15 protein-coding genes are annotated in these 17,572 nt (G+C 36.1%); 8 read left to right on the top strand and 7 right to left on the bottom strand.

What is annotated here, in order from left to right:
- Window positions 1–100: 100 nt before the first annotated feature.
- Window positions 101–1,033, bottom strand: coding sequence for a carbohydrate kinase family protein (locus tag ACIQYS_RS18265; protein WP_402983073.1), 933 nt, complete (start codon window positions 1,031–1,033; stop codon window positions 101–103).
- Between the two features lie 10 nt (window positions 1,034–1,043).
- Complete coding sequence (locus ACIQYS_RS18260) at window positions 1,044–1,817, bottom strand: Cof-type HAD-IIB family hydrolase (RefSeq protein WP_402983070.1); 774 nt, start codon at window positions 1,815–1,817, stop codon at window positions 1,044–1,046.
- Between the two features lie 281 nt (window positions 1,818–2,098).
- On the opposite strand from ACIQYS_RS18260, the gene ACIQYS_RS18255 reads away from it, so the two are divergent.
- Together ACIQYS_RS18255 and rnjA are read left to right on the top strand one after the other, a co-directional pair.
- On the top strand, window positions 2,099–2,308 hold the full coding sequence (locus ACIQYS_RS18255) for a DNA-dependent RNA polymerase subunit epsilon (protein WP_402983067.1): 210 nt from the start codon (window positions 2,099–2,101) through the stop codon (window positions 2,306–2,308).
- Between the two features lie 3 nt (window positions 2,309–2,311).
- Complete coding sequence (gene rnjA / locus ACIQYS_RS18250; protein WP_402983064.1) at window positions 2,312–3,979, top strand: ribonuclease J1; 1,668 nt, start codon at window positions 2,312–2,314, stop codon at window positions 3,977–3,979.
- Window positions 3,980–4,154: 175 nt separating this feature from the next.
- Here rnjA and ACIQYS_RS18245 read toward each other — a convergent pair whose 3' ends face one another.
- Window positions 4,155–4,814 (bottom strand): potassium channel family protein, encoded by a 660-nt coding sequence (locus ACIQYS_RS18245; RefSeq protein WP_402983061.1) that lies wholly within the window; start codon window positions 4,812–4,814, stop codon window positions 4,155–4,157.
- An 81-nt stretch (window positions 4,815–4,895) separates the two neighbouring features.
- A complete protein-coding gene (locus ACIQYS_RS18240; protein ID WP_402983058.1) occupies window positions 4,896–5,339 on the bottom strand; it encodes a TlpA family protein disulfide reductase in 444 nt (147 codons plus the stop codon).
- A gap of 291 nt (window positions 5,340–5,630) precedes the next feature.
- Here ACIQYS_RS18240 and ACIQYS_RS18235 point away from each other — a divergent pair, with 291 nt between their 5' ends.
- The 6 genes from ACIQYS_RS18235 to ACIQYS_RS18210 all read left to right on the top strand — a co-directional run bounded on the left by ACIQYS_RS18235 (window position 5,631) and on the right by ACIQYS_RS18210 (window position 11,304).
- Entirely contained in the window at window positions 5,631–6,173 is a 543-nt protein-coding gene (locus tag ACIQYS_RS18235; protein ID WP_402983055.1) for a helix-turn-helix domain-containing protein, read from the top strand.
- A 15-nt stretch (window positions 6,174–6,188) separates the two neighbouring features.
- Window positions 6,189–7,295, top strand: a complete 1,107-nt coding sequence (locus ACIQYS_RS18230; protein WP_402983052.1) for an ABC transporter ATP-binding protein — start codon at window positions 6,189–6,191, stop codon at window positions 7,293–7,295.
- Window positions 7,285–8,106: an ABC transporter permease gene (locus tag ACIQYS_RS18225; protein WP_402983049.1), complete on the top strand. Its 822-nt coding sequence runs from the start codon at window positions 7,285–7,287 to the stop codon at window positions 8,104–8,106. Before ACIQYS_RS18230 ends, ACIQYS_RS18225 begins: the two co-directional genes overlap by 11 nt.
- Window positions 8,093–8,896: an ABC transporter permease gene (locus ACIQYS_RS18220; RefSeq protein WP_402983046.1), complete on the top strand. Its 804-nt coding sequence runs from the start codon at window positions 8,093–8,095 to the stop codon at window positions 8,894–8,896. Before ACIQYS_RS18225 ends, ACIQYS_RS18220 begins: the two co-directional genes overlap by 14 nt.
- Complete coding sequence (locus ACIQYS_RS18215; protein WP_402983043.1) at window positions 8,893–9,966, top strand: ABC transporter substrate-binding protein; 1,074 nt, start codon at window positions 8,893–8,895, stop codon at window positions 9,964–9,966. The genes ACIQYS_RS18220 and ACIQYS_RS18215 overlap by 4 nt, the downstream gene beginning before the upstream one ends.
- Before the next feature lie 150 nt (window positions 9,967–10,116).
- Window positions 10,117–11,304 (top strand): MFS transporter, encoded by a 1,188-nt coding sequence (locus tag ACIQYS_RS18210; RefSeq protein ID WP_402983040.1) that lies wholly within the window; start codon window positions 10,117–10,119, stop codon window positions 11,302–11,304.
- A gap of 349 nt (window positions 11,305–11,653) precedes the next feature.
- Here the strand turns inward: ACIQYS_RS18210 and ACIQYS_RS18205 are convergent, their stop codons facing one another.
- From ACIQYS_RS18205 to ACIQYS_RS18195, 3 genes are all read right to left on the bottom strand, one after another.
- A complete protein-coding gene (locus tag ACIQYS_RS18205; RefSeq protein ID WP_402983037.1) occupies window positions 11,654–13,045 on the bottom strand; it encodes a VanZ family protein in 1,392 nt (463 codons plus the stop codon).
- A gap of 179 nt (window positions 13,046–13,224) precedes the next feature.
- Window positions 13,225–15,825: a VWA domain-containing protein gene (locus ACIQYS_RS18200; RefSeq protein ID WP_402983034.1), complete on the bottom strand. Its 2,601-nt coding sequence runs from the start codon at window positions 15,823–15,825 to the stop codon at window positions 13,225–13,227.
- The gene (locus ACIQYS_RS18195; RefSeq protein WP_402983031.1) at window positions 15,809–17,566 is read right to left on the bottom strand and encodes a vWA domain-containing protein; all 1,758 of its coding nucleotides are present in this window, start codon (window positions 17,564–17,566) and stop codon (window positions 15,809–15,811) included. Before ACIQYS_RS18195 ends, ACIQYS_RS18200 begins: the two co-directional genes overlap by 17 nt.
- Window positions 17,567–17,572: the final 6 nt, after the last annotated feature.

Below are 17,572 nucleotides of genomic sequence, written 5' to 3'. Positions count from 1 at the left end.
CTTGTCCGTATAATCTTAAAATAAAATGAAAAAAGTGAAATCGCACGCGATTTCACTTTTTTCATTGATTGAGGCTACTTCTGTCCCAGCCTCTTGTTTTTTATAATTCTGCTAATTTTGGCATCGCGGAAAGAGCTCCCGGTTTTGTTGCACAAATTGCTCCTAGCCTATTGCCGAATGAGACATAGTCAATCCATTCTTCTTTTGTCTCAGGTTTCCCATTCACATTAATTTTAGAAAGAATACCTGCCATAAAAGCATCTCCAGCACCAGTTGTATCAACTGGGACCACCTTCTCCACTTCTACATGGATCGTTTCCTCTTCTAATACAATATATGTGCCCTCTGCTCCTACGGTAATAAGGACCACAGGAATTTGGTAATCTCGAAGTTTACGAATCCCTTCTTCTCTCGTATTTGTTTCGGTTAAAAAGAAAAGCTCCTCTTCTGTTAACTTTAATATATCCACTTGTTTAAAAAAGGAACAAATGGTTTCTCTACAAAGTTCTACACTTTCCCATCTAAGTGGACGGATATTTGCATCGAAAGATAATAACACTTGAGATTTTTCCATGTGATTTACTATATCGCGAGTCGTCTTACGTGCCGTCGGATGAAATAATGTACCTGAACAAAAATGAAAAGTAGAAGCCTGTTGAAATACTTCCTTTTTCAATGCATCAAAATTTACTTGTAAATCAGGTGTTTCATCTACGTATGTATGGAAATGTCGATCATTGTTTTCCATTAGATGCACATATACGCCACTTACCCGTTTTTCAGGTACCATTTGAGCAAAAGATAAATCTACCCCTTCGGATGTTAGCTCGCTTCTCACAAATTCGGAAGTTTCATCGTCTCCCGAAATCGTTATAAATGAAGAAGACGCCCCAAGTCTAGCCACTCCGGCTGCTACATTTACGGTTGCCCCACCTAAATACTTTGTAAATTGTGTATTTGATTGGTCGTCTGCAATATAATCCACAAACACATCCCCGTATATGAGTACAAATTTATTCGTAAAATCTTTCATAATAACTCCTCTAGATTAATCGTAATTTTTTCAGGGCATTCACTAAGCCATTTTCAGAAACGTGGTCCGTAACATATGTTGCGCATCGTTTTAATTCTTCTACTGCATTACCCATCGCAACACCCGTTCCTACATATTGGAGCATCTCCATATCATTTAAACCATCACCAAAAGCAATGGCATCTTCTGGTGTTTTATTTAAATAGCGCAAAAATAATTCAATTCCTTTTGCTTTAGAAACATCCTTTGGAAGTACATCACACGATACGCGGTGCCAACGAACAAACTTTAAATTCGGGAAAGCTTTTTCATATTCTTTTTGAACTTCCATATTGCAAAAAATAAGCGCTTGATGAATATCATTCGCTAAAAAGAAATTTTCTTCGGTTCTAGGTAAGGCCATTTTTAAGGAAGAGATGCTTTCGTATACATCGTGGTGATCAGGGACATTCGAAACAAATTCTACATCATCCATATAAACTAATGGTTGATCTCGTTCCATTGCAAAATCAGTTAGATGTTGTAGTTCCATTGTATCGATTATTCCTTTATGAATAATGTCACCTTGGAACTGTACGATTTGACCATTGTAGCATATGAACGAATCTACTTTAAGTTTTTCTAAAATAGATTTTGCTGTAAATGGAGCCCTTCCGGTTGCAATAACGATTTCGTGCCCATTTTCTTTTGCTTGTTGAATAGATTCAACAACACCCGCTGGAATATTCTTATCACTATCTAAAATTGTTCCATCAATATCAAAAAATAAAACTTTATTTACCATCTAAAAAACTCCTATTCGAAACACTAATTATTTGACTTTTCAGTTAGAATCCTTTACATAACGAAATATTTTGTATATAATATGTAGTAAGGAGTTGGGTGCCATGTTGAAACGTCTAAGAAGGAAATGGTTAAGACGGCTCGGCGGAATGCTCAGAAATAAAACGATCGCATAAATTACTTGCCCTTCAAAAAATGGAGGGCTTTTCTTTATTTTAAAGAAGTAGCGTGATAATATAAAGAGAATTGATTTATTTTGAACGTGAAAAAGGAGAGTATAATATGATTTATAAAGTTTATTATCAAGAAAATGCACTAGAAGTACCAGTTCGCGAAAACACAAAAAGTTTATATGTGGAGGCTGAATCTGAACGTGAAGTTCGTTCTATTTTAAAAGATCGCCAGTACAATATCGAACTAATTCAGCTGCTTGAAGGTAATCATTTAGAATACGAGCAAGCAAGCCCGAATTATAAAGTAGAGAAGAGATAACATATGAAATTTGTAAAAAATGATCAAACGGCTGTTTTCGCCCTCGGCGGACTAGGTGAAATCGGCAAAAATACGTATGGTGTTCAATTTCAAGATGAGATTATTTTAATAGACGCAGGGATAAAGTTTCCGGAAGATGATCTATTAGGTATTGATTACGTTATTCCAGATTACACATATCTTGTGAAAAATGTAGATAAGATCAAAGGATTATTTATCACCCATGGACACGAAGATCATATCGGTGGTATTCCTTATTTATTGAAACAACTGAATGTTCCAGTATACGGCGGGAAACTTGCTCTTGGTCTACTGCGTAATAAGTTAGAAGAACATGGCTTACTACGTCAAACAAAAATGCATGTGATTGAAGAAGAAGACGTAGTGAAATTTAGAAAAACGGCGGTAAGTTTTTTCCGAACGACACATAGTATTCCAGATGCTTTTGGAATCGTAGTCAAAACCCCACCAGGCAACATTGTGCATACAGGTGATTTTAAATTTGACTTTACGCCAGTCGGGGAGCCAGCTAACTTAACGAAAATGGCAGAAATCGGTCGTGACGGAGTTCTTTGCTTACTATCAGATAGTACAAATGCAGAAATTCCGAATTTCACGATGTCCGAACGTAAAGTCGGCGAAAGTATGGATTCTATTTTCCGTAAAGTAAATGGTCGCATTATTTTCGCTACATTTGCATCCAATATTCATAGACTTCAACAAGTAACAGATGCAGCCGTGCAACACAATCGTAAAATCGCAGTTTTTGGTCGTAGTATGGATAATGCGATTACTATCGGACGTGAACTTGGGTATATAACGGCGCCTAAAGAAACATTTGTCGATGCAAGTGCATTAAATCGATTACCTGCCAATGAAGTTCTAATACTATGTACAGGCAGTCAAGGTGAGCCAATGGCCGCTCTTTCTCGAATTGCTAATGGTACTCATCGTCAAATTCAAATTCAACCTGGTGATACGGTAGTCTTTTCTTCTTCACCGATTCCAGGAAATAGAGCAAGTGTCAATCGTACGATTAACTTACTATTCCGTGCAGGAGCAGAAGTAATTCACGGTTCACTTAATAATATCCATACATCCGGTCATGGTTCTCAAGAAGAACAAAAACTAATGCTACGTTTAATGAAACCAAAATTCTTTATGCCAATCCACGGAGAATATCGTATGCTGAAAATACATACGGAACTTGCTGTAGATTGTGATGTTCTACCTGAAAATACTTTCATTATGGAAAATGGAGATGTGCTTGCATTAAGTGCGAAAGAAGCTCATGTAGCCGGTCGAATTCCATCCGGAGATGTCTATATTGACGGCAGTGGTATCGGTGACATCGGGAATATTGTTCTTCGAGATCGTAGAATTCTTTCCGAAGAAGGACTAGTCATTGTCGTTGTAAGTGCGGATATGGAAAGAAAGAAAATCGTTTCCGGTCCTGATATTATTTCACGTGGATTTGTTTATATGCGTGAATCCGGCACAATGATTAATGAAGCACAACAAATGTTAAATAAACATTTACGTTTCACTCTACAAGATAAACCAGCCGAATGGGCTGAACTGAAAAATGAAATTACAGATGTTCTAAGTCCTTATTTATACGAAAAAACAAAACGTCGCCCAATGATCTTACCGATTATTATGGAAGTCTAAAGTTTTGAGACAGAGTTGCTCTGATGTTGAGCGGCTCTGTTTTTTTATAAAAATTAATTGGTTGTTTCTTGTATATTTGTAAATGTTAGCAAATAACCTCTGCAAACCAAATTACTTACCGATAGTATATTACCATAAAAAAAATGCCAAAGGATACGATCCCTTTGGCATTTTTTTATGATAAAACCTTCTTTTCAAATCGGTTAATATCCACATCCGCACCAATAATAATGAGCACATCATTTAACTGAAGGTTCTCATCGGCTGGTGGTGAAACATTTATACTATTTCCACGTTTAATCGCTACAATGTTAATCCCGTATCTTGCTCGAATATCCAAGTCAACTAATGATTTCCCAGCAATCATTTCATTCACTTTGATCTCCATTATAGAATGCTCATCTGAAAGTTCTAAGTAATCAAGTACGTTATTCGATAGAATATTATTCGCGATACGAATTCCCATATCTCGTTCGGGGTGCACCACTTGGTCCGCGCCGATTTTACGTAACACTTTTTCATGGTAATCATTTTGTGCTTTCACTGTAATTTTCTTTACACCAATTTCTTTTAACATGAGCGTCGTTAATATACTAGATTGGATATCGTCCCCAATAGCAACAATTACATGCTCAAAGTTTCGAATACCTAGGGATTTTAACACTGTTTCGTCTGTTGTATCCGCTACTACTGCCTGTGTAGCGATTGTAGCAAATTCATTTACTCGTTCAGTAGCAATATCAATGGCCATTACATCTGCACCTTGATCGATTAACTCTCGAACGATACTTCCTCCAAATCGCCCTAAACCAATTACTACAAATTCTTTTTGCATGATAGTGCCTCCTACTACTAATCGGATGCACTTAGTTTACCATATCCTTACTGAAAATAGATATGAATTGCTAATTCATTGTCACCGTTCATTCATTAATAAAATTAGCCTTTTCTCTAATAATTTAAAACCATTCTCTCCAGATTGAACATGACGAAGCAATCCATGCTTATCAAATAGGTAAAAAGACGGAACAGTTCGATTAGCATACTCTTTAGAAACGATTAAATCATGATCGAGGGCGATCGGATTAGTCATATTCAACTGATTAGCCTTCTCATGTATAAGCGCATTATTAATATCATCTTTTGATCTTGGCATATGAATTCCCACTAGTTGGAATTTTTTACCGTGTGTATTTTTCCATTTGGCAATAATTCGAAATGTATTTTCACATAAATGACAACTAATGGACCAAAAGTGTACTAATGTAGGAACTTCCCCAATTAAGTTTGCTTTCGTTACATGTCCATTCAACCATTTCATATCCGTTGAAAACTCCGGTAACTCCTCTCTTAATCGCATATATTTCTCCCCTTTTTCCTTTTTGTCCATAGCTATTGTATGCATGGGGATAAAAACGGCACATGACAAAAACGAACTTTTTTTGAATTTATTCGAATAACTTGTTAAAGTAAACTTAAAGTTGTGTTAAAATAAACTTTGTTTTTCAAAAGCAGATAAGACTATATGAATTTTAAAATGCGCATGGTTTTCCGTTCAGTTGTTTTCCGAAGCTTGTCGATGGCAGAAAGCGAATACCGGAATGTATCTTTTAAAATAGCCCTTTACCTTTTTATAGAAGGAGGTTAAATAATGCAAATTGGAAAGAAAATCAAACGGTTACGTCTTAAGAAAGGTTTGACCCAAGAAGAATTAGGGGAAAGAACTGATTTAAGCAAGGGATTTATATCCCAGTTAGAAAGGGATATTAACTCCCCTTCCATTGAAACTCTCTTTTCCATATTAAATGTACTCGGTTCTAAACCGAAAGACTTTTTTGATGACGAGCAGGTGCGAACAAAAGTTGTTTTTGAAAAAGAAGAACAAACGATTTATGTAGACGAGGAAAAGAACTATCGGCTTCACTGGCTCATCTCCGAGTCCAATGAAAATGAAATGGAGCCAGTCCTAATTACATTAGGACAGAACGGTCAATTTAAACAATTTGAACCTTCCCTTTCGGAAACATTTATATATGTTTTACAAGGTCGTGTAGAATTAATGCTTGGCAAGCAGCAATATTTTGCTTCCCAAGGAGAATCTCTCTACTTTGAAGCAGCAGATCATCATTTATTAAAAAATGCTGCGGATGAAGAAACACAAGTAATTTATGTCGTAACAAATTCTTATTTATAAAATTGGAGGTATATTATGTCAGAGACACCTATCATTCGTTTTGAGAATGTCACAAAATATTATGATGCAGAAACAAAAGTATTAACGGATATAAACTTTGAATTAGAGCGTGGAAAATTTTATACATTACTTGGTCCTTCCGGTTGTGGAAAAACGACCATCTTGCGATTGATTGCAGGGTTTATGCAGCCTACAAGTGGCAATATCTATTTTAATGGAAAATTAATTAATAATGTTCCTGCAAACGAACGTCAAGTAAATACGGTTTTCCAAGACTATGCGCTATTTCCTCACTTAAATGTGTTTGAAAATGTAGCCTTTGGACTTCGTATTAAAAAACTAGGAAAACAAGAGATTCAAGAAAAAGTTCTTGAAGCACTAAAGTTTGTAAATTTATCTGGTTATGAAAATAGAGAAATTGCAGAAATGTCTGGTGGTCAAAGACAGCGTGTAGCGATTGCCCGAGCAATTGTAAATGATCCAGAAATTATTTTGCTCGATGAGCCGCTTTCTGCTTTGGACTTAAAGCTACGTACGGAAATGCAATACGAGCTTCGTGAGCTTCAGCAACGATTGGGCAAAACGTTTATCTTCGTTACGCATGATCAAGAAGAAGCCTTAGCTATGTCAGATGAAATTTTCGTACTGAATGAAGGTAATATTGAACAAAGTGGAACGCCAATGGACATTTACGATGAACCTGTCAATCGCTTTGTTGCAGATTTTATCGGAGAATCGAATATTGTAATTGGCACAATGGTTGCCGATTTTCGCGTACGTATTGGTGGAAAAGAATTCGAATGTGTTGACCAAGGTCTTAATCCAAATGAAAGTATTGATGTAGTTATACGACCAGAGGATTTAGAAATTACATCCGTTGAAAAAGGAAAAATGAAAGTAAAAGTAGACACACAATTATTTAGAGGTGTTCACTACGAACTTTCAACATATGATGATGAAGGAAATGAATGGCTAGTCCATTCGACAAAAAAAGCAGAAGTTGGAACATTTATCGGGCTAGATTTTGATCCAGAAGCAATTCATGTTATGCGTCCAAATGAAACGGAAGAAGAATTTGATAAGCGACTTGAGTCTTACGGAGAAGACGCATATGCAAACTAAAAATACGAAAACTTTTTATTTAATACCATATTTTGCTTGGATTCTATTATTTGTCATTGCACCGATTGCTTTAATTGCTTATTATTCGCTTTTCGATTTAAGCGGTAATTTTACTTTAGACAATTATAAAAACTTCTTCACTTCTGTTTATTTAAAGTTAACACTTAGTTCTTTTTGGTATGCTTTTCTCATAACGCTGTTTTCGTTAATCGTTGCATACCCAACAGCTTATTTACTTACGAAAACAAAGCATAAACAACTATGGTTATTATTAATTATTATTCCATCGTGGATTAACTTGTTATTAAAAACCTATGCATTCATTGGAATCTTTGGCTTATACGGTCCAATTAATGCATTTTTAAATGTGTTTGGTTTCGGGGAAACACAAATTTTATTTACAGACTTTAGTTTTATTTTTGTATCTGTTTATATTTTTATTCCATTTATGATTTTACCTATTTTTAATGCCTTAGATAAATTGAATCCTTCGTTAATCGATGCAAGTAGAGATCTAGGTGCATCTAGTTGGACAACTTTTACAAAAGTAATCTTTCCATTAACGACAAATGGAGTGAAAGCCGGGGTTCAAGCAGTATTCATCCCTTCCTTATCACTCTTTATGATCACTCGATTAATCGCTGGAAATAAAGTAATTACACTTGGTACTGCTATTGAGCAACAATTTTTAGTGACACAAAACTGGGGAATGGGTTCGACCATTGCCGTATTCTTAATTATATTTATGGTCATTGTTATGATCATAACAGGTCAAAGAGATAAGGGGGCTACTTCTAATGGAAAAAACTAGAATGTCTGCAAAGCTTTATTTAGCCCTTATTTTTATCGTATTATATGCACCAATATTGTATTTGATTTTTTATTCGTTCAATAGTGGTGGCAGCATGAACAATTTTGAATCGTTTACTTGGGAACATTATGCTGCTGTATTTTCCGATACGCGTCTGATTATGATTCTGATCAATACTGTAATCGTTGCACTCCTTTCTGCTTTAATCGCAACGATTATTGGGGTATTAGGTTCGATTGGTATTGTGTATATGCGAAACAAGTCTATACGAAATTCTTTATTATCGTTAAACAATGTATTAATCGTCAGTCCTGACGTTGTAATTGGGGCGTCTTTCTTAATCTTCTTTACAATGATTGGCGTTAAATTAGGGTTTGCATCTGTGTTAATCTCGCATATCGCCTTTAGTATTCCGATTGTTGTATTAATGGTATTGCCAAAGCTACAGGAGATGAATAGCTCATTAATTGATGCAGCGGCAGACCTCGGGGCAACAAAAGGAGAAATTTTACAAAGAGTAATTATTCCTTTTATTAAACCAGGGATTTTTGCAGGGTTCTTCATGGCACTTACGTATTCGCTTGATGATTTTGCTGTCACTTTCTTTGTTACAGGAAATGGATTTAGTACGTTATCTGTAGAAATTTACTCTATGGCACGTGCAGGTATCACCCTAACGATCAATGCGCTTTCTGGCATTATCTTTATCGTGACGATTCTCCTGGTGGTTGGTTATTACTTTATCAATCAAAGAGGGAAAAACCCTGTTGGAATGGGGGTACGAAAATGAGAGACATTATAAAAGCAGCAATTGCAATTATTGTCGTTTGCATCGCTTTGTTTTTTGTTAATGACTATTTGAATAAAAGTTCCGGTAAAGCAGGAAGCGATACAGTAACTATTTTCAACTGGGGTGAATATATCGATCCGGATTTACTCCGTCAGTTTGAAGAAGAGTCAGGATACCGCGTTGTCTACGAAACATTCGATTCAAACGAAGCGATGATGACGAAAATTGAACAAGGTGGAACTTCGTATGATATTGCCATTCCATCAGAGTATGCGATTGAAAAAATGAAGGAACATGATTTGCTATTACCAATTGATCATTCGAAGATTCCAAATCTCGAAAACATTGATCCTTACTTTTTAAATTTGTCGTTTGATCCGAAAAATGAGTTTTCGATCCCCTATTTTTGGGGAACTGTAGGAATTGTATTTAACCCTAGCTTGCTGGATGGTCAAACATTCGAAAGTTGGGAAGCTCTTTGGGATCCTTCCTTAAAAGGACAAGTGTTGTTAGTCGATGGTGCTCGCGAAGTAATTGGTATGGGTTTAAATAGCTTAGGATATTCTTTAAACTCTACAGATGAAGAGGAATTAAAAGAAGCATCTGCTAAGTTAAGCAAACTATCTCCTAATGTAAAAGCAATTATTGGGGATGAAGTAACGCAGCTCATGGTCAATGAAGAGGCGCCTGTAGCCCTAACTTGGTCAGGTCAAGCAGCTGATATGATGTCTGAAAACGAAGAACTGGACTATGCCGTTCCCGAAGAGGGTTCTAACTTATGGTTCGATAACATGGTTATTCCAAAAACTTCAGCTAATGTAGATGGAGCACATGCATTTATAAACTTTATGCTAGATGCAGAAGTAGCGGCCAAAAATGCAGATTATGTTGGTTATTCTATCCCAAATGCAGCCGCTGTGGAGTTGATGGATGTAGAAGTTACTTCAGACGAACGCTTTTATCCTACCGAGGAGACTAGAGATAATTTAGAAGTGTATAATGATCTCGGTCTTGAGATGTTAGGTAAATATAACGAGTTATTTTTAAAGTTTAAAATGGGAACAAATTAATGGATAGAGTTGCCTTTTCCCAGGCGACTCTATTTCTTATTTTCCAAATTAACAATTAATAATTATTCGTGCAACGAAAGTTTTTATTCTTTCCCGAATATGGTAGAATCGATAGACGCATACTAAGTAATTTAAGAAAGCAGGAATCATATGGCGAAGAAAACATCACAGTTTGCACTATATATATTAATGTTTAATATGTTTATCGCAATGGCAGGTATTGGACTTGTTATTCCAGTTATGCCATCGTATTTAGAGACGTTTGGTGTAGCAGGCCAAGCATTAGGATTTATCATTGCATCTTTTGCATTAGGACAGTTTGTATTTTCCCCATTAGCAGGTGATTTGTCTGATACTTTTGGGCGAAAAAAACTTATTATTGTTGGATTACTTGTCTTTTCTGCTTCTCAATTTTGGTTCGGCATGGCGACACACGAATGGATGTTGTATGCTGCAAGATTTATAAGTGGTATTGGGGGAGCTTTTTTAATTCCAGCGACGATGGCATTTGTTGCTGACATTACAACTTTTGAAGAACGTGGACGAGGAATGGGTCTTCTTGGTGCTTCGATGTCTTTAGGATTTATGATAGGTCCTGCGATCGGTGGATTTTTAGCAAAAGTAAGCTTAACTTTCCCATTTTATATGGCTTCCATTGCAGCAATTCTTTCTGCCGTAATTTCATTTATCATTTTACCAGATGTGAAACATGCGATTTCGGATAATCCTTCTGAAGCGAAAAAACGCGAGAATATACTTGTTCAAATGAAAAACTCGGTGAAAACACCGTATTTTATGATGCTCGTTATTATTTTCGTGTTTTCTTTCGGGATTGCCAATTTCCAAACAACGTTTTCTCTATATGTCGACCATAAATATAATTACACTCCACAAGATATCGCCATTGTATTGACGGTTGGAGGATTTGCCGGTGTAATTGTACAAACTTTAATTGTCAATAAACTATTTAAACGGTTCGGTGAATTGAATGTAATTTTAGTAAGTCTTGTTGGTGCCGCATTATCATTATTAGCTTTTTTCTTAGTAGATGGATTCGCGCTAGTATTGTTAGTAGCTACTCTATTCTCCACTGCAACTACTTTAATTCGCCCGGCTGTTAATACGGTCGTGTCAAAGCTAGCTGGAAATGAACAAGGATTTGCCGCTGGTATGAATAATGCGTATATGAGTTTAGGAAATATGGTTGGTCCAGCGCTTGCGGGAATGTTTTTTGATATGAATCTAAATCTTCCGTTTGTTATTGGTGCAATTATTCTTTTATGCTCATGGGGTATTACGATTGTTTGGATTAAGAAGAAAAATCCAATTATTGTTTAAATTTCTATAAAGTAAATCAAACGAGGAGAAAAGTGACTGGTTCACTTTTCTCCTCTTTTATATTTACGTGCATATGGGAAAATCATGTACCAAATACTTTAGAATAAAATTTGAACAAATTAATTAACTTTTCCATTTAGGTATTACTAAAAAGGTTTAATCATTTTCTACTGTGCTTTTCCATAATTGCGCTCTTTAATTGAATAACTAAATAATTTCTAAACTCCAATATCCACTGTTTTTTCTTCAATTAATGATTTCCGTTTATTCAAGTTTCAAGTACAGTAAATTTATTTATATTTTGGATTACCTAATTCATTGTAAGAACTATCATCAGTAATAAAGTTTTCTAGATTCCCGGAATTAAAATAGTCATATTCAATCCATCTAATGTACTATAGAATGCATAAACAGGTTGATAATAGCCTTTGGAATCTAAATAATAGCTTACCTCTACTTTATGGATATGTAAGGTTTCTATTATTTTATTTTCAGAGTAATGTTGAAATTCCCCATCTAAAATTTTTTTATACGCTTCTTGTTCGCTTATTATTTGTATATCCCTTACCTTGTCATAAGTTATTAATTTATTATTAATTCTCTTTACCGTATCATCGCTATAATAATTTACAGTTAAATATCCATCTTTTAACTGGTTGTCTATTGCCTTTTTATTTACAGTCCACTCATAAATCCCAATATCTACTTTTTGAAAATGAGAGTCTTGTGGAATGTCAATGTCGAATTTTGTTAAGTTTTCTTTTAAGGTTTCTTCATCTACATCTTTTAGCTCTGTATCTTCGTTAAAGCTTGAAAAATCCGTATAATCATAACTTCCATCTAAAAATCGGAACCATATATTATGAGATCTCTCACGTCCATTCCAATAGACCCCTTCATTCTGATAAGAAATAATTTCCATATCCGACGTATCAAGATTCATTCTTTTAAAAAAATCTAGGACAAATTTATTAGCGACATCCTTTGTATAACTCGGTGCTTTATATACTGGGACTGTTATTGTATTATCGTTTAACTGTACATCTATAGTGGTTGTTGCTTGTGTCATATCAGTTCTATGAATGGGAGCAATGGAGAGATTCCCAAATTCCTTAAAGTGGTAGTACGTAAACATGCTTCCTAATAAGACCAATACTAATAATAAAGGTGAAAAGTAGAAAAACGATAGCTTTAATTCCTTTCCTTTCATTGTGATGAATCCCATAATAATACCGTATCCAATGATTGAACCGAGTAAATTATTAAATAAATCATCAACTTCAAAAATGCCAAATCCTGTAACTAGTTGGAGACTTTCAATGGAAAGAGTAAATAGTATTGCTGCTCCGATTGTCCAAATACCTCTACGAAAACGCGAATGTAATAATGGTAAAAGTATACCGAACGGTACAAACATGAGAATATTTAAAAGCACAAACTGCCAATGCCTTACACTAAAACTATACCAAGCTTCTCTATATGAACTAAGAAAAGATAAGTCCATCTCGCCCAGATAATTAGAACCTCTATTCAAAAAGGTTACACCAGCCACCATGATGATATATCCAATAAACAATCCTCCAAACAGTAATTGCTTTTTGAGAAGTCTTCTTTTCCCTCCAAAGAGTTTTCTATATAGAATGAAATATCCTAAAAAGAAAATAACCCCTAAAATAATTATTGCTATTAATGCTAGAAAAAAATACTCCCTTATTATATCTATTATTTCTTGAATCCTCATTTTCTATCCCCCTCATACAAAGCGATAAATTACAAAATTATGTTAATCTTTCTAGAAAAAAACCTATTTCCTAATATTATAACCAATTTTAGCCATCAAGTGTTGTTCCATTTAAGGGCCCGCTTGCTGAACAAAAAACGGCTAACAACATAAATATGCCGTTAGCCGTTCCACAATTCTTACCGTTTTTTCATCTCTTTCACAAGCTTTTCCACATTACTTGTTCCAACTGTGGTCTCTACAATCTTCTTTTTCTTTCTAATCCTATTAAAAGGTGCGAGCAATTGGTTAAAACCAAATCTACGAATCGTGATATCAATAAAAAATAAGACGATTGCCGCTAATATAAGCAATTGCTGGATTGATTGTCGCTCTGAACTTTTTAAATCGATAGGTCGGAATACTTCAGATGCTTCTGTAAGCATTTTACCACCTGCTCGGTTTGCAATCATCTCTAACTTATTTGTATTTGGCTTTTGTACTTTATATTCTTCACTATATGGAATAGAAATACCTGCTTGATAAACCGCATCTTGTTCATTGGATACTCGGAAAAATACAAGACCTGGATCACTTTCTACGGTTACACGTGATTTGCCTGGTGCGAGTGGTTCTGATGTAACGGGGAGCTCTTCCCCTTTTTCATTAACCGCAGCTACTTCTAAAAAAGAAGATTTTCCTGAAGGATCGGTTACCGTATAACTACCATCACTAGCTTTTTGAATCGTAAATGGCACTTCACTATAAGCAGGTAATAGGCGAGAGACTGCTGTGTTCCAAAAGTCTCCCCAATGGTTCCATCTAGCAAAATCACCACTCCACGCCCCTGTAGAATCGGAAGTGAAAGCCATTGTTCTTCCTAGCCCGTACATCCACTCAACAAGTACTGGATCTTCTTTTTCACTTTCGGCAATAATCGATGCAGTTTGTTTCGGTGTCGTCGCAATATAGGCGTTCATTTGCGGCACTCCATCTATAAACAAACTAGTCCAAGCAGCATCACCATAAATAATTGGATAGAATGGATTATCCTCGATATAGGTTCGGGAAATCATCGCCGTTTCTGTAGACATGATAGCTGGAATAGTCGATTCATCTACTACATCGTAAAATGTTCCTCCGCCCATTTCAGCTAAACTTTCAAGTAACGCTCTATCGGCATCTTGCCCAATCGCTACCGTCGAAACGGTGATTAAATCTTTTGCCCCTTCTTCGATTAATGTTTGGTAATCCCCGCTAGAAGCAGATTGTCCATCGGTCAATAAAATGACATGCTTACGCTGTAACTTTAAAGGAGCTAACTTTTCATAAGCTAGTGCTAGACTCGAGTAAATTTCTGTTCCACCGCCTACTCCAACGGATAATATAGTGTCTAATGCTTCTTGTTTATCAGATAGAGGTGATGCTTCAATTATTTCCCAGGGGCGATCGTCAAACGCGATGAAGCCAAGCGTATCCCCTTCTCGAAGCATTTCGACTGAACGAGCTGCAGCTTCTTTCGCGTATTCAAATTTAGACCCACTCATACTTCCCGAACGGTCCATCACAATAACTAAACCGAGAGATGGCATTTGGTGTTTTCCTTTAATCTCCATTTCAACTGGTAATAATTTTTCAATAGGCGTTTTGAAGTATCCACCTAAACCAAAACTATTTGTTCCGCCGACCATCATAAAACCAACACCGAAATTTTTCACCGCTTGTTCAATGACCGTCATTTTTTGTTCCCCTACAACATGCCCAGGGACATTATCAAAAATGATCGCATCGTACCGTAAATAATTCGATAAATCAAACGGCAATGCACTGGCATCCATAACGTCCGTTTGAATAGCGGCTTGGTCAATGACGGTTGGAATATTAGAGCGGTTGCCATCATGTGTTACGACTAATAAATGTGGAGAGCTTTCCACGTTTGTTACACTCGTCAGCTTGTTGTTCTCGATTAATCCATCCCCACTTACGACAACTTGGACTTCATATTTTAATAATCCTTCTCCAGTAGATGCATTTCGAAATGTAAAACTATTCGATCCTTGTTCTAGTGTAATTTGCTCACGAGATAACAATTGATCGTTTTCATACAGCAATAATTCACCTGTCGTATTCGTCGTCGCTTCTAATTGGACATTTAGTTGTTGTTGCTCCCCTTCAAATGCAATGGGTGGTGTTTCAAACGAGGTAATCGCAACATCTTCAGAAGATGCTCGCTCGAGTTGAACAACATCAATCGTCACGTTTCCACCTGCAATTTTCAAAAGCTCATCTTGTACCGAACCACTCGTTTCTAATCCATCCGTGAAAAGGACGATTCTTGTCGCTTTCGATGGTTCTACAATCCCAGTCGCAAGTTGCAATGCTCTTGCTATATCCGTGTTACCTGGAGCTTTCATCGGTGTAAAGACGGGTAAATTTACTTCCCCAGCAGTTAAAGCAACCTCTGATTGAAAGTCTTCCGCAAATGTATATACACCTACAAGCTGTGTATTTTTTCGCGACGATAAGCTTTGCTCGATAAACGAAATCACTTGGTTGTCCGTTCCTTGTACAGAAGCGGAACGATCGACTAAGAAAAGTACTTGTTCTTCTTTTATAGGTAATAAAAGATAAGGATTGGTCAAACCTAAAATCAAGCAAACAATGGCAAGTAATCGAAGAAAAAAGACAACTTTTCCTTCTTTACGAAAACCTTTCTTTTCTTTCTTCCAAGTCCATATAAAATAAATAACAATAGGAACTAATAACAATAGCCAAAGTGGTTGGTCAACTCGTAAATCCACGTCGTCTTTGCACCTCCCACTCTATGACAAATAATAACAACAATACTAGTAATATATATGGAACAAATGAATGTTGCGAATAATTTTCGCTCATTTCTATTTGCTCGCCGTTTACTTTGTACGTCTCTCCTTTTTCTATTTCTTTCTCTTTTTGAGATAAAGCAACAGAAAAGTTTTTTACGACATCATTAGAACGAAGTACGTATAATCCTGGTTTCATCGGTGCGATAAATGCTCCACCATTATCGATCGAATATTGATAGGAATCATCCATCGTATATATTTCCCATTCATTCGAAGCACTCCCTAGTGATTGCGGACTTCTTTGATTTGGAGTAAACGTACCTAAATACGCATTTCCAACAGAAAGCTGTTCCTTCACGCTCCACATAAATAACGGGAAAGATGGGTGAAGGGGCCAATCGGTCATTTGAATATCCGCTAGCACGACAATATCCCCACGAGGAGAAACTTGAATAAATGGCTGATCCCCTACTGTTGCTATCGTTGTATAGCCTTGAATTTCTGGATATACGCTACTCACATAAATATCGGATAAATTAGCGAAAGAAAAAAGCGCATGTTCAGTTGTTTGTACTTCACCATTTACTTCTATCGCATTTACGTCGTTTCTTCCGATGAATAAAGCTGGACGGTCTAGTTGATTTAAAATTCCAAATTGATTCGTAACAGCAATACCTTCTTCTGCCAATAACCCTATTTGCTCGGTCGGTACGCTGCTTACTTCAATATCCATTGATTGAAATGCGGTCCTCACTAGCTCATGCAAGCCACTATCGATAAATACTTTCGATAATTGATCTTGCATAAATACAGTCATCGTATTGTCTAATGTATATCCATCTTTCGCATCAAGAGATGCTTTTAAAAAAGAAGATGCTGCTAATTCATCAAATGATAGTGTAATCGTTTCATTTGGCGGAATTGTGACGTTTTCTTTCCATAGATCCTCTTGTTCATTTGCTATGGATAGTTCTGTTATTTGCTCTTTATTCGATTGATTTTCTAGTTGAATTAATGCAGATATCCCATTATTCGTTTTGGTTGCACCGAATCGTTTCATCGACAAGTTTCCTACTTCTGATGTTAGTCCTTCTACATTCCAAGTGACATTTTCATATTGCAAAGGGAGTTCCTTTCGATCTAATACATCCGTGAAAATATAAACAGAAGTTGCTTTATGCTGAAAAAATGATTGCGCAAAATCTAATGCTTTTGACATATTTTCCTCTTCATAGCTGACTTTCAGTTTATCAATCTCGCTTTTTATTTGATCGATATTCGTTTCCGCACGGACTACTAGAGTCGGTTCATTGCCAGTTGTTATGATGGTGAGCGGCTTGCCTGATAAGCCATCAGCAAGTTGTAGCATTTGTTTTTTATGTTCTTCAAAAAGTGTTGAATCATTTGTATTTACTTCCATCGTTGCAGAAGTATCTACAATAAAAACTATTTGTTCTCCGGCGAGTGCCTTTGTTTTCCAAAAAGGCTGAAGTAAAGCTAAAACAAGTAAAATCATTGCGATCATTTGCAAATAAAATAAAGCATTTCGCTGCAAATGCTGTAAATAGGGTGAAGCTTTTGTTTCTTTCATCACTTCTTGCCAAAAAAGTGTAGAGGAAACAGGCTGCTTTGCATATTTTTTTCGGAAGAAATAATAAAGTAATACAGCAATCGGAAAAATAGCTGTCCATAAAAATAGTAGTTGATTAAAACCCAAGTAATC

The sequence above is a fragment of the Psychrobacillus sp. NPDC096426 genome (assembly GCF_044762745.1).
In the GTDB taxonomy this organism is placed as follows: domain Bacteria; phylum Bacillota; class Bacilli; order Bacillales_A; family Planococcaceae; genus Psychrobacillus.
The sequence above is the reverse complement of the archived record's forward strand: the minus strand, read 5'-3'. Positions and strand labels throughout refer to the sequence as shown.